The organism is Planococcus maritimus (genome assembly GCF_001592825.1).
In the GTDB taxonomy this organism is placed as follows: Bacteria; Bacillota; Bacilli; order Bacillales_A; family Planococcaceae; genus Planococcus; species Planococcus maritimus_C.
Genome location: NZ_LTZG01000001.1, coordinates 953,309 through 975,306, shown reverse-complemented (window position 1 = coordinate 975,306; position 21,998 = coordinate 953,309). Strand labels below are relative to the sequence as shown.

22 protein-coding genes are annotated in these 21,998 nt (G+C 47.8%); 19 read left to right on the top strand and 3 right to left on the bottom strand.

What is annotated here, in order from left to right; genetic code table 11:
• Positions 1–7 precede the first annotated feature (7 nt).
• The 7 genes from atpD (at position 8) to fabZ (ending at position 6,028) form a co-directional block, all read left to right on the top strand.
• Complete coding sequence (gene atpD, locus AY633_RS04795) at positions 8–1,423, top strand: F0F1 ATP synthase subunit beta (RefSeq protein ID WP_068464133.1); 1,416 nt, start codon at positions 8–10, stop codon at positions 1,421–1,423.
• A gap of 24 nt (positions 1,424–1,447) precedes the next feature.
• Positions 1,448–1,852, top strand: a complete 405-nt coding sequence (locus tag AY633_RS04790) for a F0F1 ATP synthase subunit epsilon (protein WP_068464131.1) — start codon at positions 1,448–1,450, stop codon at positions 1,850–1,852.
• A 164-nt stretch (positions 1,853–2,016) separates the two neighbouring features.
• Positions 2,017–2,250: a DUF1146 family protein gene (locus AY633_RS04785; RefSeq protein WP_058382972.1), complete on the top strand. Its 234-nt coding sequence runs from the start codon at positions 2,017–2,019 to the stop codon at positions 2,248–2,250.
• 373 nt (positions 2,251–2,623) lie between these two features.
• Positions 2,624–3,922, top strand: coding sequence for a UDP-N-acetylglucosamine 1-carboxyvinyltransferase (gene murA, locus AY633_RS04780; protein WP_068486982.1), 1,299 nt, complete (start codon positions 2,624–2,626; stop codon positions 3,920–3,922).
• Positions 3,923–4,167: 245 nt separating this feature from the next.
• On the top strand, positions 4,168–5,163 hold the full coding sequence (gene mreB / locus AY633_RS04775; RefSeq protein ID WP_068486980.1) for a rod shape-determining protein MreB: 996 nt from the start codon (positions 4,168–4,170) through the stop codon (positions 5,161–5,163).
• Between the two features lie 103 nt (positions 5,164–5,266).
• Positions 5,267–5,530, top strand: a complete 264-nt coding sequence (locus tag AY633_RS04770) for a DNA-directed RNA polymerase subunit beta (RefSeq protein ID WP_068486978.1) — start codon at positions 5,267–5,269, stop codon at positions 5,528–5,530.
• A gap of 60 nt (positions 5,531–5,590) precedes the next feature.
• Complete coding sequence (fabZ, locus tag AY633_RS04765; protein ID WP_068486976.1) at positions 5,591–6,028, top strand: 3-hydroxyacyl-ACP dehydratase FabZ; 438 nt, start codon at positions 5,591–5,593, stop codon at positions 6,026–6,028.
• Between the two features lie 41 nt (positions 6,029–6,069).
• On the opposite strand, the gene AY633_RS04760 is transcribed toward fabZ, so the two are convergent.
• Complete coding sequence (locus AY633_RS04760; RefSeq protein ID WP_068486974.1) at positions 6,070–6,513, bottom strand: YwpF family protein; 444 nt, start codon at positions 6,511–6,513, stop codon at positions 6,070–6,072.
• A 319-nt stretch (positions 6,514–6,832) separates the two neighbouring features.
• Between AY633_RS04760 and AY633_RS04755 the strand changes: the two genes are divergently transcribed.
• On the top strand, positions 6,833–7,243 hold the full coding sequence (locus AY633_RS04755; RefSeq protein ID WP_069576493.1) for a single-stranded DNA-binding protein: 411 nt from the start codon (positions 6,833–6,835) through the stop codon (positions 7,241–7,243).
• A gap of 20 nt (positions 7,244–7,263) precedes the next feature.
• Positions 7,264–7,407, top strand: coding sequence for a hypothetical protein (locus AY633_RS16565; RefSeq protein WP_167358041.1), 144 nt, complete (start codon positions 7,264–7,266; stop codon positions 7,405–7,407).
• Positions 7,408–7,458: 51 nt separating this feature from the next.
• Here the strand turns inward: AY633_RS16565 and AY633_RS04750 are convergent, their stop codons facing one another.
• Both AY633_RS04750 and AY633_RS04745 read right to left on the bottom strand, forming a co-directional pair.
• The gene (locus AY633_RS04750) at positions 7,459–10,182 is read right to left on the bottom strand and encodes a DEAD/DEAH box helicase (protein ID WP_068486972.1); all 2,724 of its coding nucleotides are present in this window, start codon (positions 10,180–10,182) and stop codon (positions 7,459–7,461) included.
• Positions 10,179–11,711, bottom strand: coding sequence for a hypothetical protein (locus AY633_RS04745; protein ID WP_068487870.1), 1,533 nt, complete (start codon positions 11,709–11,711; stop codon positions 10,179–10,181). Before AY633_RS04745 ends, AY633_RS04750 begins: the two co-directional genes overlap by 4 nt.
• Positions 11,712–11,892: 181 nt before the next feature.
• On the opposite strand from AY633_RS04745, the gene AY633_RS04740 reads away from it, so the two are divergent.
• The 10 genes from AY633_RS04740 (at position 11,893) to AY633_RS04700 (ending at position 21,994) form a co-directional block, all read left to right on the top strand.
• Complete coding sequence (locus AY633_RS04740; RefSeq protein WP_068486970.1) at positions 11,893–12,357, top strand: transcriptional regulator; 465 nt, start codon at positions 11,893–11,895, stop codon at positions 12,355–12,357.
• Positions 12,358–13,073: 716 nt separating this feature from the next.
• A complete protein-coding gene (locus AY633_RS16560; protein ID WP_171900906.1) occupies positions 13,074–13,211 on the top strand; it encodes a hypothetical protein in 138 nt (45 codons plus the stop codon).
• A 39-nt stretch (positions 13,212–13,250) separates the two neighbouring features.
• Positions 13,251–14,186, top strand: a complete 936-nt coding sequence (locus AY633_RS04735; protein ID WP_068486968.1) for an ABC transporter permease — start codon at positions 13,251–13,253, stop codon at positions 14,184–14,186.
• Entirely contained in the window at positions 14,186–15,106 is a 921-nt protein-coding gene (locus AY633_RS04730; RefSeq protein ID WP_068486966.1) for an ABC transporter permease, read from the top strand. The genes AY633_RS04735 and AY633_RS04730 overlap by 1 nt, the downstream gene beginning before the upstream one ends.
• A 4-nt stretch (positions 15,107–15,110) precedes the next feature.
• On the top strand, positions 15,111–16,247 hold the full coding sequence (locus tag AY633_RS04725; protein ID WP_082799183.1) for an ABC transporter ATP-binding protein: 1,137 nt from the start codon (positions 15,111–15,113) through the stop codon (positions 16,245–16,247).
• Between the two features lie 53 nt (positions 16,248–16,300).
• Positions 16,301–17,926: a peptide ABC transporter substrate-binding protein gene (locus tag AY633_RS04720; RefSeq protein ID WP_068486965.1), complete on the top strand. Its 1,626-nt coding sequence runs from the start codon at positions 16,301–16,303 to the stop codon at positions 17,924–17,926.
• 137 nt (positions 17,927–18,063) lie between these two features.
• The gene (locus AY633_RS04715; protein WP_068486963.1) at positions 18,064–18,987 is read left to right on the top strand and encodes a S66 peptidase family protein; all 924 of its coding nucleotides are present in this window, start codon (positions 18,064–18,066) and stop codon (positions 18,985–18,987) included.
• A 1-nt stretch (position 18,988) separates the two neighbouring features.
• Complete coding sequence (locus AY633_RS04710; RefSeq protein WP_068486962.1) at positions 18,989–20,095, top strand: dipeptide epimerase; 1,107 nt, start codon at positions 18,989–18,991, stop codon at positions 20,093–20,095.
• 1 nt (position 20,096) lies between these two features.
• The gene (locus AY633_RS04705) at positions 20,097–21,035 is read left to right on the top strand and encodes a C40 family peptidase (RefSeq protein WP_068486960.1); all 939 of its coding nucleotides are present in this window, start codon (positions 20,097–20,099) and stop codon (positions 21,033–21,035) included.
• Positions 21,032–21,994, top strand: a complete 963-nt coding sequence (locus tag AY633_RS04700; RefSeq protein WP_068486958.1) for an ABC transporter ATP-binding protein — start codon at positions 21,032–21,034, stop codon at positions 21,992–21,994. The genes AY633_RS04705 and AY633_RS04700 overlap by 4 nt, the downstream gene beginning before the upstream one ends.
• Positions 21,995–21,998 lie beyond the last annotated feature (4 nt).

Sequence of the window (21,998 nt, the reverse complement as noted above, 5' to 3'; positions counted from 1 at the left end):
GAACAGCATGAACACAGGACACGTTCTTCAGGTTATGGGTCCGGTTGTAGACGTTAAGTTTTCTAACGGACAGCTTCCAGCGATCTACAACGCCCTAACCGTTACAATCGATCGTCCCAACCAGGCGCCAACTACTTTGACTCTTGAAGTAGCTTTGCACCTTGGCGACGACACAGTTCGTACCATCGCAATGGAATCCACTGACGGATTGCAGCGCGGTTCAGCAGTAACCGACTTGGGCAGAGCAATTTCTGTTCCTGTCGGAGATGTTACACTTGGCCGAGTATTTAACGTACTTGGTGAAGTAATCGACTTGGGTGAGGAAATCCCGGCAACAGAACGCCGCGATCCGATTCACCGTTCTGCTCCTACGTTTGAGCACCTTTCCACTGAAGTTGAAATTCTTGAAACTGGTATCAAAGTTGTTGACTTGCTTGCCCCTTACATCAAAGGCGGTAAAATCGGCCTCTTCGGTGGTGCCGGTGTAGGTAAAACTGTTTTGATCCAGGAATTGATCAATAACATCGCACAAGAACACGGCGGTCTTTCTGTATTCGCCGGTGTTGGCGAGCGTACACGCGAAGGAAACGACTTGTTCCACGAGATGAGCGAATCCGGCGTTATCAAGAAAACTTCAATGGTCTTCGGCCAAATGAACGAGCCGCCTGGCGCACGTATGCGTGTTGCTTTGACAGGTTTGACAATGGCTGAATACTTCCGTGATGAGCAAGGCGCAGACGTTCTTTTGTTCATCGATAACATTTTCCGCTTCACGCAAGCTGGTTCTGAAGTATCCGCCCTTCTTGGCCGTATGCCATCAGCGGTTGGTTACCAGCCAACACTTGCAACGGAAATGGGTCAATTGCAAGAGCGTATCACGACAACTAGCGCTGGTTCTGTAACATCGATCCAGGCAATCTATGTTCCAGCCGATGACTACACGGATCCGGCTCCGGCAACAACATTTGCCCACCTTGATGCGACAACAAACCTTGAGCGTAAACTTTCTGAGATGGGTATCTACCCAGCGGTGGATCCACTTGCTTCGACTTCTCGCGCATTGTCTCCTGAAATCGTCGGCACGGAACACTACGGTGTTTCACGCCAGGTTCAAGAAACTTTGCAGCGTTACAGAGAGCTTCAGGATATCATTGCCATCCTTGGTATGGACGAATTGAGCGATGAGGACAAGCTGACGGTTAACCGTGCACGCCGCGTCCAAAACTTCTTGTCTCAAAACTTCCACGTTGCTGAACAGTTCACTGGCCAAAAAGGCTCGTATGTACCAGTTCAGGAAACGATCAAAGGCTTCCAGGAAATCCTTGCAGGCAAATACGATCACCTTCCGGAAGATGCTTTCCGCCTAGTCGGACGCATCGAAGAAGTTATCGAAAAAGCCAAAGGCATGGGCGTACAAGTCTAAAATCAGGGACCAGGAGGGAAAAAAATGAAGACCATTACAGTCAATATTGTCACTCCCGACGGCCCAGTATACGATTCAGAAGTTTCTATGGTGATTGCAGTTACAGCAACCGGTGAGATGGGCGTTTTGCCTGGTCACATCCCGACAGTAGCTCCTCTTGGAATCGGCGCAGTCCGATTAAAGAAAGAAAACTCGACGGAATTGGTCGCTGTAAGCGGTGGGTTCCTTGAAATCCGCCCTGAAAAAGTGACGATTCTTGCTCAATCAGCAGAAACTGCGACTGAGATCGACTTGGCACGTGCGCAGGAATCTGCAAAACGTGCTGAAGCACTTCTTCAGGCAAGAAAAGATGAGATCGACTACAAACGCGCGGAATTGGCGTTAAGACGTGCGACGAATCGTATCAACGTTTATGAGGGTAACATTTAATAAAGTCGGACGGGCGGAAGCGATTGCTTCTGTCCGTCTTTTTTATTGAAATGGGCAATATGATGAGAAATATGCATGAAGTTTTATGGCATGACAAATAATTTCAGCTATACTAACAATAGGAGTTTCAACTAGTAGAATATGAGACAGAAGGAGAGGGTAAAGTGGAGTTGTACATCGGTCAACAAGCATTGATTTCAATCATCAGCCACATTTTTTTCACAGGCGTTTCCTTTTACGCATTGCGGGCTGTGATGTTCGATAAATGGATAGCGAAGCATCATGTACTCCAGGCCCAAATTTTATATATCTTTTTGAGCATTGTGATCGGGACATCTGTCTCTAATTTCTTTTTGGAAATCTCGGCATGGTCTAGACAGTTGCCATACCTGTTTTAATTGCCGATTTGCCATGGTCATACGGATGCATGCCGTTTCTATGGCAAATCGGCAATGTTTTACTATTTCCCGGGAAATATTCACTGTCTGAGGGTTTATTTCTACTGAGTTGGGGAAACAATTAAGTGTAATCATTTTGTAATATTTCTTTTTTCGTTACGGACATAAAAATACCTATGCATACGAACAACTTTGGGGTATATTGACTTTTTGATAAGAAAGCCTTGTAATGCTTGTTTCTTATCAAAAAACAAGGTATTATAGATAAGGTTTTCAATTTGAAACTACTATAACTTATAAAGTCTATTAAATAGGGATATATACGTTAGAACTGTATAAATTAAGGATTATTAAACACATGGAGGGTTTTGCTTTGGATCATATCATCGTTAAAGGCGGAAAAAAATTAACAGGTAAAGTACGTGTAGAAGGCGCGAAGAACGCAGTATTGCCAGTATTGGCAGGCGCGCTCCTTGCAAGTGAAGGGAAAAGCATCATCACGGAAGTGCCGAATCTAGCTGATGTCTATACTATTCAAGAAGTATTGAGAAGCTTGAATGTCGACATCGAATATTTCCCGGAAAAAAATGAGATGCACATCGACGCATCTTCACAATTATCAAGCGAAGCACAGTTCGAATATGTCCGCAAAATGCGCGCATCGATTCTAGTCATGGGGCCGGTACTTGCACGTAACGGATTTGCTCGTGTAGCTTTGCCAGGCGGCTGTGCCATTGGATCACGCCCAATCGACCAGCATTTGAAAGGCTTTGAAGCTATGGGCGCGAGCATCACGTTCGGCAATGGTTTTGTAGAAGCGAAAACAGATGGCCGTTTGCGCGGAGCAAAAATTTACCTCGACTTTCCAAGTGTCGGAGCGACTGAGAACATCATGTCGGCAGCAGCGCTTGCAGACGGTGTCACCATCATTGAAAACGCAGCAAAAGAACCGGAAATTGTTGACCTTGCGAACTACATCAACGAAATGGGCGGAAACGTCAAAGGTGCTGGGACTGACACAATGCGCATCGAAGGTGTCGAAACGCTTCATGGCTCAAACCACTCAATCATTCCTGACCGTGTGGAAGCTGGAACATTCATGGTAGCAGCAGCTATTACTGAAGGTGATGTGATCATCGAGAACGCAGTGCCAGAACACATGGCAGCTTTGATTTCGAAAATGGGCGAAATGGGTGTCGATATTCAAGAAACGGATGAAGGCTTGCGAATCCGCTCGACACGTCCACTCCGTTCGATCGACATCAAGACGATGCCGCATCCTGGATTCCCAACAGACATGCAATCGCAGATGATGTCATTGATGCTGACAGCTAAAGGTAACGGCATCTTGACAGAGACGGTTTTTGAAAACCGCTTTATGCACGTAGAGGAATTCCGCCGCATGAACGCATCCGTTAAGATTGAAGGACGTTCAGTTATCATGGAAGGACCTTCTAAATTACAAGGCGCACAAGTATCAGCGACAGACCTTCGTGCAGCAGCTGCATTGATATTGGCTGGACTTGCTGCTGAAGGCATTACACGTGTACATGAACTCTATCATCTAGATCGCGGTTATGTAGATTTCCATTTGAAACTTGAAGCTCTAGGGGCTGACATTGAACGCGTATCGACAGAAACAATCGAAGTAAAAGAAGAGCAAATGGTTTAAATCATCAGGACTCATACTTCATAAGATCCAAGGCCTGCCGCACAATTGAGCGGTAGGCTTTTTTCGTAGAAACACAAAGTGAAAGTATTTTCGGAGAATTTTGTCAGTCATTGCAGGATTATGATAAAATTTTAACTAGATAAGCTGTATTGAAGGATTAGGAATATGGAAGATTTGCTACATGGAGTTGGTTGAGATAACTGTATTTCAATCAAGCTCGAAAAGTAAAGGAAGGGGACGGCGTCATGTTTTCGAAAGATATCGGCATCGATCTTGGAACAGCTAATGTGCTGATCTATGTAAAAGGCAAGGGCATCATTTTAAATGAGCCGTCCGTTGTAGCAGTAGACAAGAAGTCCAATGAACTTATAGCAGTTGGCACGGAAGCCCAAAAGATGATGGGACGGACACCCCAGCATATTGCAGTCATCCGGCCGTTAAAAGATGGCGTCATCCATGATTTTGACATTACAGAGCTCATGCTCAAGCATTTTATGCAAGTGTTGAAATTGAAAGGCTTTATGATGAAGCCGCGAATCCTCATTTGCTGTCCGGCGAATATCACGAGTATCGAACAAAAGGCCATTCGTGAAGTGGCCGAGAAAGCCGGCGCACGTAAAGTTTATGTGGAAGTGGAACCGAAAGTAGCGGCGATTGGAGCAGGGCTTGATATTTACCAGGCGGATGCGAGTCTCGTAATCGATATTGGCGGTGGCACTTCCGATATTGCCGTCTTATCGATGGGGGAGATTGTCAAAAGCGTCACATTGAAAACTGCAGGGGATCATTTTGATTTGGACATTCTTCATTACATCAAGAGAAAGTACAAACTATTGATTGGGGAACGCACTGCTGAAAAACTAAAAGTTGAGTTTGGCACAGTCAGTGGCGATCAACAAGCGACGATGGAGATTCGTGGACGGGATATGCTGACAGGCTATCCACGGACAATTACGCTTACAGCGCAGGAAATTACAGAAGCTTTGCGCGAGTCTGTTGAGTTGGTGGCAGAAGGCGTGCGCATGGTGCTCGAACAAACACCTCCTGAGCTGGCAGCGGATATTATCGACCGCGGTGGGGTTTTGACCGGTGGAGGCGCATTGCTTGGAGGTCTGGACCGGTTACTGGCAGAACGGCTAGAAATCCCGATTGGCATTGCGGAACATCCGAAAGAATGCGTGGCTCTTGGGACTGGAAAAATGCTTGAAGCGAAGCAGGATGTTTTCCGTGCAAGGAGATAATATTCAAATTATTGTCCCATAAGCTCTACTTTTTAGTATAATGGCAGATAGTGAAAGAACTTGATGAGCATGGGGCATTTAAAGAAGAAAGGTTGACATAGCAATGGCACAATCACCTAAAACTGGCGCCACACAGCCAGATAAACCGAATACACAAACTGATAGACCACAGAAAAAAACGCGCTGGGTCCAAATCCGCTTGTTTCCGATCTGGCTGCGAATCCTTTTGGTTATTGCGTTGCTCGTTGTGATGGCAGCACTCGGTGCGATGATCGGTTATGGCGTCATTGGAGACGGCAACGCTGGAGATGCACTTAAATGGGAAACTTGGCAGCATATTTTGGATATCATGCGCGGCGTCACTTAATCAGTGAGTGATAGCGCTTAAATGAGACAAGCAGAACGTGTAGAAGGGAATGGACTTAATATGTTGACGACAGAACAAGTACAGGCAATTTTGCCTCACCGGTACCCATTTTTGATGGTCGATCGGATTATTGAAATTGATGCAGGAAAGAAAGCGGTCGGATTAAAAAACGTAACCGCCAATGAAGATTTCTTTAACGGCCATTTTCCAGGTTATCCTGTTATGCCAGGTGTTTTGATAGTGGAAGCACTGGCGCAGGTGGGGGCAGCTGCTGTTCTTCAGATGGAAGAAAACAAAGGGCGCTTAGCCTTTTTCACAGGCATTGATAATTGCCGCTTTAAACGCCAAGTGACTCCAGGCGATCAATTGCGCCTAGAAGTGGAATTGACGCGTCTGCGCGGTTCTATGGGCAGAGGCCATGCGATTGCGACTGTAGACGGAGAAATCGCTTGTGAATGCGATATCCTCTTCGCACTTGGGCCAGTCCAAGAAAAATAACCAAAAAACGCCTCCCGCAGCCGCGGGAGGCGTTTTTTTTTTCATGAAGTGGATTTGCTTTCATCTTTGCGCAAAACGGGACGTTCCCTCATGTCCGTTTCAAAACGGTCGAGCAGATCTTGTCCTTCAAGACCGTCTTCTAACAGCTCAGACAATAAAGTCTCGGCGTATTTGCGGCGGGCGCGTTTTAAGGTCCCTTTCATCAAAACAGACACGTGGCCGCCGATTGGTTTGACGGCATGGATAATCACTTCGAACGTCGCTGGCTCGTTTCCAGGATAGGAAATAACGACTTTGACATCATAGACTTTGCCATTTTGCTTCATATCAAGAAAAACGCCTTCGTGTTTCTCGTCCACCAGCAGCTCAAGTACCCACGATCGCTGGGAATTTTCCTGATTGATGATCAGGCCGTCGTGGAGCGGGTAGTTGATGAGTTGTTCACCATCCACTACGGCGAGCGACAGCATTTTAAAGGTTTTCATGCAATTCCCTCCAGATAAAGCTTTGTTTCAGTATAGCATAGCACGAAATTGCCCGGTGAATGTCTAGAGAAAAAACCATATATCTTGAAAGATGTTTTTTTCATTATAGCCAGCGGATTAGGCAATACTTTATTTTTAGCTACAGAAAGGCTAAAAATTTTTTTTGCCTATTTTAGAATCCAGGAAATGATACCCAAAATTCCTGCAAATTCGCGATTTGCCACATTGCCAAGGAAATAGTGAAATGAGTATGCTTTCATTACCGGCAGGACAGTGTATCAACAGCTGAATCGGCCTTACCGGCAAGGAGGTGAAATCAATGAATCAAGTAGGCATTGTTGGGCGGTTAACGAAAGACCCGTCGATGCGGGTGCTGGGAGAAGGGCGTATACATACTACCTTCGTCGTGGCGATTTCCCGCAATTTCAGAAATCAGCGAGGGGAAATCGAAAGCGATTACGTCCTGTGCTCGACTTGGGGGCGGACTGCCCAAAACGTCGCCAAGTATTGCATGAAAGGATCGCAAGTGGCCATCACTGGGAGGATCCAATCCCGCCATTACGACAAGGAAGATGGCTCCCGAATCTATGTAACGGAAGTTATTGGCGACCAAGTACGTTTCCTCGATAAACGAAAGCCCTCAGATGACCTCACCCCCAAGCGGACGGATACGGATCCTAATGCAGAATTCGATTTCCAGCCGCCCGAAACTGAGCAGGTGAACAGTTGATGCATAAGGAGGCAAATGGAATGCCGAAAGAACTTCAGCTCCAGTTGGAAGTCCATATGGAGCAATTGATCAAACTGACCGCTTCGCTTCACCAGCGCATGATTGAAGCGGAGCGGGAGCTGTCAGAACTGAAACGGGTCTTCGCCACAGGCGAAAAAAACTGATAATCGCTGTCCAAAAAAAAATCCAGCCAGGTGGGGTCCTGGCCGGATTTTTTAAAAGCTATAAGTGAACAATTCTTTCAATTCATCATCGGATAGATCGGTCATCCACTGGCTGGATTGAATAAATTGGTCTGACATCGATTGCTTCTGCGTAAGCAATGAATCGATTTTTTCTTCGATTGTCCCGATTGTTACGAACTTATGGACGTGGACAAATTGCGTTTGGCCGATGCGGTATGCTCGGTCGGTCGCTTGATTCTCCACGGCCGGGTTCCACCAGCGGTCTGCATGCAAGACATGCGTAGCCGCCGTTAAATTAAGGCCGGTGCCGCCAGCTTTCAAGGAAAGGATGAATATCGGAAATTCGCCATTTTGGAAAGAAGCGACGAGTGAATCCCGTTGGTTTTTCGGCATATGGCCGGTTAAGAACGGCACTTCATGCCCGTATAATTCATTCAGCGCCTGCTGCAGCAAATGGCCCATTCCAATGTACTGTGTAAAGATCAAGCACTGTTCCCCACGTTCCGCGATTTCCCCCGCAAGTGTCACGATACGCTCGAGTTTTTGAGAGCGGGGCAATAACTCGTCTGCAGTCGTATACGGCTCTTTCAAGTAAAGGGACGGGTGATTGCATAGCTGTTTTAGCTTGCTGAGCATTTTCAGGACGAGGCCTTTTTTCTCGAAGCCTGTGAGCGTCCCCATCTTTTGCACCGTATCCTGTACGAGCCCCTCATATAACGCGGCTTGTTCCGGCGTCAGTGGGCAATATTCCAATTGCTCCAGTTTTTCCGGTAAATTGAGCTGAAGTTCGGGATCTTTTTTCGTGCGGCGCAATAGAAATGGCTGAATGCGCTGCCGCAGCTTTTCCTTGGCCTGCTCGGAATCATCCCGCTCAATCGGCACCATAAAGGCTTCCTGGAACTGCTTGATGCGGTACAGGTAGCCTTTATTGATGAAATCGAATATCGACCATAATTCAGACAAACGGTTTTCAATGGGGGTCCCGGTGAGCGCAATATGATGCTGCCCTTTAAATTTGCGGATCGTCCGCGATTGCTTCGTGTACATATTTTTGATGTTTTGGGCTTCGTCGAGCGTAATACTCGTCCATGTAATCGATTGGATTTCGACGCTGTCGGAAGAAGCGATGCCGTACGTCGACAGCACCACATCGGGTTGTTCCAATGCAAGCGAGTCCAGGAAAGCCTGGCCTTTCGGACGGTTGCTGCCGTAATGCGTCGCGACTTTTAAATCAGGTGCAAAACGTTCCAACTCTTTTTGCCAGTTGCCGAGAACCGAAGTTGGGCAAATGATGAGCGACGGCTGTTTCGGTTTTTCGCTGTGTACATGCAGCAAGTAAGCGATCAATTGAACGGTCTTGCCGAGCCCCATATCGTCGGCCAGACACAAGCCAAATCCTTCCTCGCGCATAAACGTTAAATAATCGAAACCGGTCTTCTGGTAAGGGCGCAGTTCGGTCATCAAGTTCTTCGGTAATGGGGTTTCCGGCAGGTCACGCTTATCCAGCAATTTATCGAGCAATACTTTCAAGGAATTATTCAAATGAAACTCGACAAGCGGATCGTCTTCCTCACCGGGTTCTTCGAGCATGACATCCGGCACATTATGGAACAGCATATCTTTCAGCGTCCAATCAGCATCTTCCGCTTCTTCGATCATTTGGCGCAGCTGCATCAATAAATTGGAGTCGATGCGTACCCACTCGTTGCCGACGCGGATAAATTCACGGTTTTCCGTCACCAACTGCTCAAAATCCTGCATGCTCAATTCATGACCATTGAGTGAGAACTTCCAGTCGAAGTTGATAATTTGATCCAAGCCCACGACAGAAGCTTTTTTCGCCGGTGAAGTCACATTTGCTTTGACGCGGACTTTCGATTCCTGAACAGCTTGCAGCCAGGAAGGGATCGACACTTCCACGCCGAATGCCTGCAATAGATCAGCATCGTTGCGCAGGAAGCTCAGGACTTCCGCATCGGTCCAACGGGCGATATACATCTGATCGGCTTCATAGCGCTCGACAGAAGGGCATAGGCTGAGGATCAAGCTTTGGCGTTCTTGAATGTCACGCGCATGAGCACGCCATTTTTCAGGCAGGACTTTTTCAATCACTTCGTTCTCACGACGTTTTGACGGTGTCCAATATGCGCTGCCGCGTTTCGTACGTAGCGCCGTTCGGAAAGCCCAAAGGCCACTGTCGTCCGGTTCGGTCAATTGCATGGCCAGCACGAAATCATCCGCCGGTTCGAGCCCATCCCAGCCGGCATGCTCGACAAAGTGCAAGAGGTACGGCAATTGTTCGGAAGTGAGCCCTTTTTGGCGCAATTGATGCTCGATCGTATCGGTCAAGAATGAACGGATTTCTGCATCGCCATAGGCCGGGTCGATGGAAATGGTGCCTTCCTCGACATGGACGTGTTGCCACAAAGCAGAATCGTTCAAGGAATCAGAGACGCGGCGCGCAAGTTTCAGCCAAGCTTCATCTTGCAACCGGCGTCCTGAAAATTGGACATAATGGTGCGGGGCCTGCTGGAACAAGCGGACAAAATCTGCTGGTGTCAACAACAGGTCTAAGCCATCCGTCTGGGTATTCATGCCGAAAAAGCTTGCTTTGTCAGCAAAAAACAAGAACGGCGACCAAATTTCCGGAGGAATCCGGTTTCCGCTGTCGTTATAGGCCTGTAGCCGGAACATGTCCGACTGCTCGATTTTTAAATAATAGGTGCGGCTTCCTTCAGTTTGGAATTGATTCATAACAGCTTTCCTTTCTCGATCTCTTCCTGGAGTGCACGCAAGCGTTTATAGCGATGTTGGATCTCTTTCATATAATCATTCCAAAACGGCAATTGCCCGCTTTTTTTGCAGGCGGATTTCATTTTTTTCCATACGCGTACAGCTTGCTTGTAGCTGGTGCGGCTGCGTTCTTCGAGATGTTGCAGCGCATAGCGGTGGTAAAGTGGCAATGCGAAATCAGGAGCGGCATTATGCACTTCTTTCAATCCGCATTCCTCAGCAAAATACAAAGGCGAGTTATGCAGTTGGTGAAGCTCCGCCCATTGTTTATACATGCCTTTTTCGACAAGATAAGCGGAATAGGCCGGCAAGCCGTAATGGCCAAATTGCGTAAACAAATCTTCCCAATCGTCTTCAGTCAAATCAATCAATGAATACAAGCGGCTCAATACACGCACGTAGTGATGGCGGTATTGCGTAAACAATCCGTCAAATAGGAACGTCCGCACGTGCGGCTTGAGGGCCATTAGAATAGCAGAAAGCCCTTGTTGATGGCCCTCTTCTTCCGCAAGCACCGCCAGTTTGACCCAGTCAGCTGCTGCGCCTGGTGCAATATTGCCAGGTGCGACTTCGTCTTCGAGCAGGATGGCGAAAAATGCCTGAACTCGCTCGTCAGGACGCCGGAAATCTTCAAGGCCACTTAACCGTTCGCGCCTGGTGATGAATAATTCAGTCCAAAACAGCTGGTAAATGTCAAAGCGTTCGGAAAAAGAATCGTCGTTCGTTTCCGTAAATTCACGGACCAGTTCCCGTAAATGGGTGAAAAAAGCGTCCGATTCGAAGGTTCGGTGCAGACCGCGCAATTGGCCGAGTAAATCACGAAGTGCATGCAATTCGTCCGCAAACCAGGTTTTGAAGAAAGAGTGGTGCACTTCTTTAGTCCCCGCGCTAAACGTATTCCACACTTCTGTCAATGAAATCAAGTGGGCATAGGTTTTATATAAAGTTTTCCATTCACGCTCGATTGGCATGAAGGACAGGGCATTTTTCAAACGCCCTTCGTATAATTGTTCAAAATAGAAATAATTGCGCGTGACGTAATCGTTGATTGGTTCACGCCACGTGCTGCGGATCAGTGCTTCCCATTGATCGGGTGAGCGTTTATTCGTCAATGTCGACAATTTCTCATTCTCCTTATCACGCCATTTCGCGACCCATTCGGAAAGCGAGTCAATTTTTTGGTAAAGCGAAAAAATGACCGCCAAGCGGTGACGGCAGTTGGTTTCCTGTGGGCAAGCGCATACGGCAGTAAGTTTTCCGAAGTTGAGCACCACTTTTACCGAATGGGCATCTTTCACGCTCGCTTCTAACAATAGCCGCTCTTCATTGAACGAATGAATCTGAACGCCGTCGTGGCGCACTAAAAAGACTGCTTTTCGAACCATTTCCTCATCCAGCGCACGCGTAGGATGAAGCGACTTGTCGATAGCAGCCATATAATTGTGGATCGTGTCTTCGTATTGTTTCGCTAAGGATAAAACCGTAGCCATGTGCATCGCCCCAAATAAAAACATTTCCTTCTATTATACGCATTTGTGGCAATACAGTAAACGAAGAAGGAAAAAGAAGCGTAAATGCCATTGTTTGTCCATATCTTTTTCTATCCGTATCGCCCAATTTATGGTATGATTTATATAAGCAGAATATTCTGAAATATGAGGAGGGAGTCAGATGTTGCATGTAAAATTGATGAAGCCGTTTTATACAAAGAGAGAAGGGCACCGCATCAAGTTTGTGTTCGCCTATCAATATTTTTCGATCTTAAAAGACGATGAAGTGTTTCACTTCATTCCGGTCGAAGGGAAAGAGATCATCGTCAATTTGAATACGTTCCAAGTGGAGAATCTTTCCGAAGTCTTTGTATTTCAAAAAGGGAACCGCTTTATCCGTTTGCCACTCTACCAATTGTTGCTAGTGTCCGATATACACACACACCTTCAGAGCATTTTGAAGGAAGAAAGGGCGGAATTGATCGAAGTGAACGAACAAACCAAGAAAGAAGCGACCGAAGCAATCCAGTTCCTGGAGCAGGAAAACTTCAACCGCATGATTGACCAGGCATTAGCCGCGGGGGATAAGGAACTGTTTGAGAAGCTGCTGTCCCAGCAAAAACAAGTACTCGATGGAGGTCTATGATGAAGCATCTAATAACAGCCTATGGATAAGAAACGCCTGCCCGTAAAATAGAGAGCAGGCGTTTTTATATGGTCGAAAACATGCTAAAAGCCCTCTTCCGTCGATCGGAAAAGGGCTTTTACGTATGTTCGGAAATCATATGGTGCTCCTTTCTACATGAGCATGAAGTAATTAAGGGCTAACATGATAACGGCAGAACCTGTTACGCCCAGCGCAAGATCTCCCCACTGCATCTCGAGTACTTTTTCAAAATTATTCATGATGATCCGCTCCTTCTTGTGATTGTCGGGAAACCCTGTTTGCCAGTTATAGTGTCCAGTTGAACTATTTATAACTTGTTTACAGTCTAAAAGGAATTGGAAGAAAATGCATGAGTCTAAATTACCAAATATTCTAAAAATTAAAATAAATAGAGAAGCTCCTTTCGTTCAAGAGTACCGGTGCAGCTTAAGGCAAGCCAATAAAAGAAAGAAATCAGCTGGTTTTAAACTCGAAAAAATATAGCAGAAGAAATGAACGGCTTGATTTATGCAGAATTTATACAGGAAAACAGCTATTTTCGGTGGAAAATAGACGGGTTAATGAATTTTTTACTAGTAGGATGAATTTTTTAGAATAAAAAATTATATTGAAATATTCTTGCAATATTGCTACATTAATTGATGTGAAGTTTCAAAAATATTCCGAATAAGACAAACAAAGGGGAATTTTAGAACATGGCATGTTATTTGACGATGAACATGGAAGGTGTGACGGCCCACCCGAATCACACCATTGAAGAAGGTGCGACGATCGTCAGTCATAAGGAGCAAAACAAACTGGAAGCTTATCGCGCCAAGTTGGTAACGGCATAACTGGCGAGGCAAGCGAAGTTCTGGTAGGAGGAAGAAACAATGGGCAAATACATACTCAAACGATTTTTAATGATGCTCGTAACGATTTTTATCATTGCGACATTGACGTTTTTCCTGATGCATGCCGTTCCGGGATCACCGCTTGAAAGTGATCGCAACACCAATGAAACGGTACAGGCGAATCTCGAGCGGTTCTACAAACTTGACCAGCCACTACATATTCAATACTTAAGTTATATGCAATCGATCGTCACATTCGATTTCGGGCCGTCGATAAAAGACCCGAACCGTACGGTCAATGAATTACTGGCTAGGGGTTTCCCGATTTCCTTTGAACTCGGAATGATTACCATCCTTGTTGCGGTCGTCTCCGGAATCATTCTCGGGACGATGGCTGCGCTGCGGCATAACAAAATGATCGATTACGCGGCCATGGCTTTTGCCGTTATTGGGATCTCGATTCCGAACTTTGTTCTCGCAACGGTGCTGATCCAACAGCTTGCGGTCAACTGGAATCTTTTCCCTCCCGCTACCTGGACCAGCCCGATGCATATGGTGCTACCGGTACTGGCGCTTGCGACCGGCCCAATGGCCATTATCGCCCGGCTGACACGTTCGAGCATGCTTGAAGTGCTGACGCAGGATTATATCAAAATGGCACGTGCTAAAGGCATTAAGCCGATGCGCATCGTGTTGCGCCATGCACTGCGCAATGCCTTGATGCCAGTCGTGACGATTATGGGCACCTTGCTTGCCGGCATCCTGACCGGAACTTTCGTTATCGAGAAAATCTTCGCAATCCCGGGGATGGGCAAATACTTTGTCGATTCAATCAATAACCGCGATTACCCAGTTATCATGGGCACTACGGTGTTCTACAGTGCATTCTTGATTTTTATGCTGTTTCTGGTCGATATCGTCTACGGCATTTTGGATCCGCGCATCAAGCTCCACAAGAAAGAAGGTGATGTGTGATGACTCAGGTTCGCGATGAATGGTTCCGCCCATCTGGCAACGATACGGATGAAAAAGAAGCGGTCGTGCGCCCGTCGCTTTCCTATTGGAAAGACGCCTGGCGCAGGCTGAAGCAAAACAAATTGGCGATGCTCGGCCTGATTTTCCTCGCATTGCTTGCTGTGATGGCGATATTTGGACCCATTTTCTCTCCACATTCCGTCACAACGCAAGACTTGCCGAATCAAAACCAGTCGCCAAGCGCGACGCATTGGTTTGGGACAGATGAAGCAGGACGCGACGTCTTTACCCGCACCTGGTACGGCGCACGCATCTCACTGTTCGTCGGCTTGATGGCCGCGTTGATCGATTTTGTCATCGGCATTGTTTATGGCGGCATCGCCGGCTATAAAGGCGGCAAAATCGATGCTGTCATGATGCGCATCATCGAAATTCTTTACGGCTTGCCGTACTTGCTTGTGGTCATCTTGCTGCTCGTCGTGATGGGGCCGTCTCTATGGACCATCATTCTTGCACTCACCATTACTGGCTGGGTCGGCATGGCGCGTATTGTCAGGGGACAAGTGCTGCAAGTGAAAAACTACGAATTTGTTACGGCCTCGAAATCGTTCGGGGCGAAGACGCCGCGGATCATTCGCAAAAACTTGATCCCGAACTCAATGGGGCCAATCATCGTTCAAATGACTTTGACGGTACCGAGTGCGATTTTCGCTGAAGCATTCTTGAGCTTCCTCGGTCTCGGAATTCAGGCGCCTTTTGCAAGTTGGGGTGTTATGGCGAATGACGCATTGCCGGTCATTATTACCGGCGACTGGTGGCGTTTGTTCTTCCCGGCATTATTTATTTCATTGACGATGTTCGCATTTAACGTACTTGGAGACGGGCTGCAAGATGCACTCGATCCGAAGATGAGGAAGTGATGAGATGACAGGAAAACAAATAGCTGAGGAACTGGCACGGACCCGACTGGAAGATGGGGCAGATCTTGATGCGGTCGACCATACCGGCAAACGCGGCAAAATAGTTCAAGCAAAAAAACGCAAGACTGTCACGGACGAACGCATCTTGTCCGTGCAGGATTTGCACGTAACGTTCAATACATATGGCGGAACTGTACAAGCCGTGCGCGGCGTCAATTTCGACTTGTATAAAGGAGAGACCTTGGCAATCGTCGGGGAGTCGGGTTGCGGAAAATCAGTCACTTCCAATGCCATCATGGGCTTGATTCAGCAGCCGCCCGGCAAAATCAAATCCAAAGGCGTTCATTTCAAAACACAGGACCTCACCAAATTATCGAAGAAAGAAATGCGCAAAATTCAAGGCGTTGACATCTCGATGATTTTTCAGGATCCGATGACTGCGCTCAATCCGACCTTAACAATCGGTGAACAATTGACGGAAGGTGTCAAACAGCACAAGAACTTGAGCAAAGCAGAAGCGAAAGAGCGGGCAATCGATATGCTCAAGCTGGTCGGCATCCCGAATCCGGATGAGCGGCTCAAGCAGTACCCTCACCAATTTTCAGGAGGCATGCGGCAGCGCATCGTCATCGCAATTGCCTTGATCTGCGAACCGGAACTCTTGATTGCCGATGAGCCGACAACAGCACTCGATGTGACGATCCAAGCGCAGATTCTGGAACTATTCGAAGAAATTCAAGCGAAAACCGGCGTGTCGATTATCTTGATCACACACGACCTCGGTGTGGTTGCAAAAATCGCGGATCGCATCGCAGTCATGTACGCCGGTAAAGTCATTGAGACCGGCGACAAGCGCGAGATTTTCTACAACCCGCAGCATCCGTACACGAAAGGCTTATTGACGTCCGTTCCGCGGTTAGACCTTGCCGGCGGGGAGCTGAAACCGATCGACGGCACGCCGCCCGATTTATTCGCACCGCCAAGCGGCTGTGCATTCGCCGCACGTTGCCCATTTTCAATGGACGTCTGCACGAATGTCTATCCGGAAGTGACGACCTTGTCAGAAACGCATAAAGTGGATTGCTGGCTACAAGATCCAAGGGCTCAAAAATTGATCGATGAACAAGCTTTTGCACGTTAACTAAGGCTGAAAGCGCATAGACGCATTCACATAAAAATAAAGGGGGAAATTACATGAAGAAATGGCTCGTATTGTTTTTAATGGCAGTGTTCGTATTTGTCCTCGCTGCTTGCACAGCTAGCGAAGACGCTGGCACCGACTCAAGCGAAGAAGGCTCCGCTGATTCCGGTGGGGAGAAAACATTGTTTATGAATAACGGTGAAGAACCGACTTCATTCGACCCATCGATCGGCTTTAACGCGGTATCATGGGGTGCCTTGAACAACTTGATGGAAGGCTTGACACGTCTTGATGAATCGTCTCAACCAGTCGAAGCGACAGCCGAGTCGATCGACGTCTCAGAAGACGGTTTGACTTACACGTTCAACATCCGTGAAGAGGCCAATTGGTCGAACGGCGAACCGGTTACAGCCGGTGATTTTGTCTTTGCATGGCAGCATATGCTGGACCCGGAAACAGCTTCTCCAGCCGCATTCCTTGCGTACTTCATTGAAGGCGCAGAAGGGTACAACAACGGAGAAGGCGCAGTAGAAGACGTGGCAATTTCTGCAGAAGACGACAAAACTTTCGTCGTGAAATTGACAGAACCGACAGAAGCATTCTTGAACATCATCACCAACCCAAGCTTCTTCCCGATCCACGAAGCGACCGCTACGGAAAATCCGGACTGGCATACAGAAGCGGACAGCTTTGTAGGAAACGGGCCGTTCAACTTGGCTTCTTGGAGCCATGACGAAGATTTCGTTTTTGAGAAGAACGAAGAGTATTGGGACGCGGAAAACGTGAACTTGGATAAAGTCCACTGGGCAATGGTGAATGATCCGAATACAGAATACCAAATGTACGAAGCAGGCGAACTGGACGTATCGAGTGTGCCAGCAGAAATGTCTGAGCAATTGCAGGATTCCCCTGAACTTGGCACGATGGACCAGGCAGGAACGTATTTCTACCGTTACAATGTAGAAGAAGAACCATTCACGAATAAAAAAGTCCGCCAAGCATTCGCTTACGCGGTGAACCAGGATGATATCGTCCAATACGTGACGAAAAACGGTGAAAAACCGGCATACGGCTTTGTTTCTTACGGATTCGAAGGACCGAACGGCCAGGAATTCCGCGACGAAGCGGGCGAATTGGTGAAATTCGACGCTGACAAAGCGAAGCAATTGCTCGAAGAAGGCATGGAAGAAGAAGGCTGGGATGAACTGCCGCCAGTGACGATTTCCTACTCGACGAGCGAATCTCACCAAAACATCGCTGAAACCTTGCAAGACCAGTTCAAGACCGCTTTGGATGTGGACGTGGAACTTCAAAACGTCGAAGCAAGTGTCTTCCTGACAGAACAAAAAGAATTCAAATACCAATTGTCGCGCAGCTCATTCATCCATGACTACGCAGACCCAGTCAACGCGCTGGAAAGCTTCATCACCGATTCTTCCATGAACCGCACGCAATGGTCCAACGAAGAATTCGACCAATTAATCGCAGAAGCGAAAGCAGAAACAGACTCTGCCGCACGTTGGGAAACATTGATCGAAGCAGAAAAAATCCTGATGGACGAGATGCCGATCTTCCCGATCCATTTCTATAACCAAGTCCAACTGCAAAAAGAAGGCATCGAAGGCATCCTCCGCCATCCGGTAGGGTACATCGACCTTAAGACAGCGGATAAAAACTAAAAGCGACTGCCCCCGTTCAAGGGGCGTAATCGCATGAAAAAACAGAAGCGCGGCCAAGCGCCGCGCTTTTCTGTTTTTCACTGAGGAAAACTGGTAGTTTTATGAGTGAAGAACAGAAAACAAGAGGAGTGAGCAATATGCGCACAATGCCAAAACGATTGCAAAAAGGGGATACGGTGGGGATCATTTCTCCATCCAGCCCGCCGAACTTAGAGAATTTGAAAAAAGCTTTGCCATTTTTAGAAGAAATGGGATTGAACGTGAAAATGGGCAAATCGGTCGAAGCGAAAAATGGTTATTTAGCTGGAAGCGATGCCGAGCGGTTAGCGGATTTACACGCCATGTTCGAAGACCCGGAAGTAAAAGCCATTATCTGTGCTGGCGGAGGGTACGGAGCGGCTCGCTACGCAGACCGAATCGACTACGCCATGATCAAAGAAAACCCAAAGATTTTCTGGGGTTATTCAGATGTGACGTTCTTACATAATGCCATCGGAATGTATGCAGAGTTGGTAACATTCCACGGGCCGATGCTGGCGTCAGACGTTGGAAAGCCAGAATTTCACGAGCGCAGCGGCCGCATGTTCGGACAAATGTTCCAGCCTTTCGAATTGCATTACGATGAAACCATTTCTGAACTGGAAACTTTATCGGGCGGCATGGCTGATGGTGAACTAGTCGGAGGCAATCTCTCCTTGATTCGCGGGACTCTTGGGACGAAATTCGAAATCGACACGAAAGGCAAAATTTTGTTGATTGAAGATACGGGAGAAGAGCCATACCAAGTCGATGAAATGCTCAACCAGCTTAAAATGGCGCGTAAATTCGAACAAGTAGCCGGTATTGTCATCGGTGACTTCAAAAACGCCGAGCCGAAAAAGCCCGAGCAATCGTGGACACTCGATCAAGTATTGAATGATTATTTTAGCGACATGGACATTCCAGTCGTCAAAGGCTTTAAGATCGGCCATTGCGAACCGAATTTCTCTCTGCCGCTTGGCGTAAAAGCGCGGCTCGATGCCGATGCGAAAACTTTGACCATCCTGCCGGGGGTCGAGTGACATGTCCGTTGTAGCGTCTGTCGAGACCTACCGGATAGCTGTTCCTTTAAAAAAGCCGTTCAAGACTGCACTCCGGACCGTAGAAGCAGCTGAGGCGGTCATTGTTCATTTGGCGACACAAGACGGCCGCTCCGGTTTTGGGGAAGCGCCGCCGACACACGTTATTACGGGCGATACGCTAGACGCAATCGAAAGGGCAATCCAGTTGATGGGTGCCGGTTTAATCGGGATGGATTTGCGGCATCGCGAGCAACTTTTTGACAAGCTCCATAAGTCTTTAGTGGGCAACACAAGTGCCAAAGCGGCTGTCGATATGGCACTTTATGATTTAATCGCCCAACAGGCTGGCATGCCCTTGACCCAGTTTCTCGGCGGTTACCGAAAATCGATCGAGACCGATTACACGGTTTCGGTCAATGCCCCGGAAGAAATGGCAGCAGATGCGGCAGACTATGAGCAACAAGGCTTTACAGTGTTGAAAGTAAAAGTCGGCATCGACCAGGCGGAGAATGATTTCAAAAGAATCCAAGCGATTCGCGCGCGTGTCGGAAATAAAGTGACGCTGCGCTTGGATGCCAATCAAGGATGGGACCCAAAATCGGCGGTGCGCATCATCACTCGAATGGAAGATGCCGGATTCAATATCGAATTGATCGAGCAGCCGGTGCCGGCCAATGATATCGAAGGCTTGAAATTCGTCACCGATCGCACCTTAACGCCAATCATGGCGGACGAGAGCGTCTTTTCACCAATTGATGCAAGACGTGTTTTAGAATTGCGCGCAGCTGACTTGATTAATATTAAATTGATGAAAGCGGGCGGCATCCACCAAGCTTTGAAAATCAATGCGCTTGCTGAAACTTACGGAGTCCCGTGCATGACCGGCAGCATGATCGAATCGAAACTCGGCTTGACGGCAGCTGCTCATTTCGCGGCGAGCCAGCCGAATGTCACGCGTTTTGACTTTGATGCGCCGCTCATGTTGAAAGAGGATCTCTTGCCAGGTGGCATCCAATATAGTGGCAAAGCTATCCACTTTTCAGATGAGCCAGGACTTGGCATCGATGCAGGGCGGTTCCTGGAAACTTTACGTGAACGGAGAGGATAATATGCCACAAACACCATCGACGGAATGGGTCTGCCGCGTCCCGGTGACAAGCGTCTGGACCCATCCGGATAAAGTCAGGGAAGTGGATGCATACGCTATTGCCAACACACCGGACATCAATAAATGGCGTGAAGCGATGAACCAGCAGCAAACGAAAGATCTCACGGTCAGCAATCGGCTTCAAACGCAGTTGCTTTACGGGGAGCCTGTAGTAATAGATGAAATTGACGGCACGTGGGCAAAAATCATCGCGCCTTGGCAGCCAAGCCATAAAGATGAACGCGGTTATCCGGGGTGGGTGCCATTAGCACATCTGAAAGAGATCGATTCACTCTCAGGGCGAAGCTATGCGCGTGTGGCCGCAGATAAAGCACAGTTATGGACGCCGGACCGCTTACCGCTTATGTCGATTCCATTCAATAGCTTGTTGCCGGTCCAAGATGCAGATGAAACCCGCGTCCAGGTCCACACGCCGGATGGCGATGCGTATATTGACACAGCGCATATCGAGCTCGTCCCATCGCCCGACCAAATTCCGCTCGGGAGCGGACAGTCGATTGTAAACACGGCAGAACGATTCTTAGGTCTGCAGTATTTCTGGGGCGGCATGTCGAGCTTCGGCTATGACTGCTCTGGGTTTTCCTACCATATGCTAAAAGCGAGCGGCTTGTACATATCACGCGATGCAGGAGACCAGTCCACAGAAGGCGTGGAAATCGACCGTCTGGATGAGGCTGCTTGGCAAATCGGGGACCTGTTGTTCTTCGCCTACGAAGAAGGACTAGGAAAACTTCATCATGTCGGCATTTACTACGGGCAAGGCATGATGATTCATTCACCTACATCCGGAAAAGCGATTGAAATCATCCGTCTCGAAGGCACAGTCTACGACAAAGAATTATGTGCCGTCCGTAGATTTACTCAGGAGGAAACTACATGACGAACGAAACTTTATTGTCCGTACAGGAACTCAAGCGCCATTTCGACCTCGGCAAAGACACGACCTTAAAAGCAGTCGACGGCATTTCTTTTGATATCAAGCGCGGCGAAACTTTCGGGCTTGTAGGAGAATCAGGTTGCGGCAAATCGACGGCCGGCCGCACCATTATGGGCTTATACAGCTCGACAGACGGCAAAGTCGAGTACGAGGGCGTCGATATCCACAAAATGTCCGACAAGGATCGCTTCGATTACTTGCGCAATATGCAAATGATTTTCCAGGATCCATACGCATCTCTTAATCCGCGTTCAACCGTTTTCGAGATTATTGCCGAACCGATGCAAGTACATGGCTTGTATAAGAATAAAAAAGAGTTGCAGGCACGTGTCCATCAATTGCTCGAAGACGTTGGATTGAACCGTGACCATGCCAATCGCTATCCGCATGAATTCTCTGGAGGCCAGCGACAACGCATCGGCATCGCCCGGGCCTTGTCGCTCGATCCAGATTTCATCATTGCCGACGAACCGATCTCAGCGCTCGATGTATCGGTACAAGCGCAAGTCGTCATGCTCTTGCAAAAGCTGCAAAAGGAAAAAGGACTGACGTATTTATTCATCGCACACGACCTCAGTATGGTTAAATACATATCCGATCGCATCGGTGTGATGTACCTAGGGCATATGGTTGAACTGACGACGGCCGACCAATTGTATGACAAGCCCCTTCATCCGTATACGGAAGCTTTGCTGTCAGCGATTCCGATTCCAGATCCGGACATTGAAGAAGCCCGCGAACGCGTGATTTTAGAAGGGGAACTTCCGAGCCCGATCGATCCGCCAAGCGGCTGTGTGTTCCGGACGCGCTGCCCACATGCCATGAGCATTTGCGCAGAGAAAAAGCCGGCATGGCAGGAAAAAGAGCCCGGCCATTACGTTGCTTGTCATTTATATGAATAGTTGA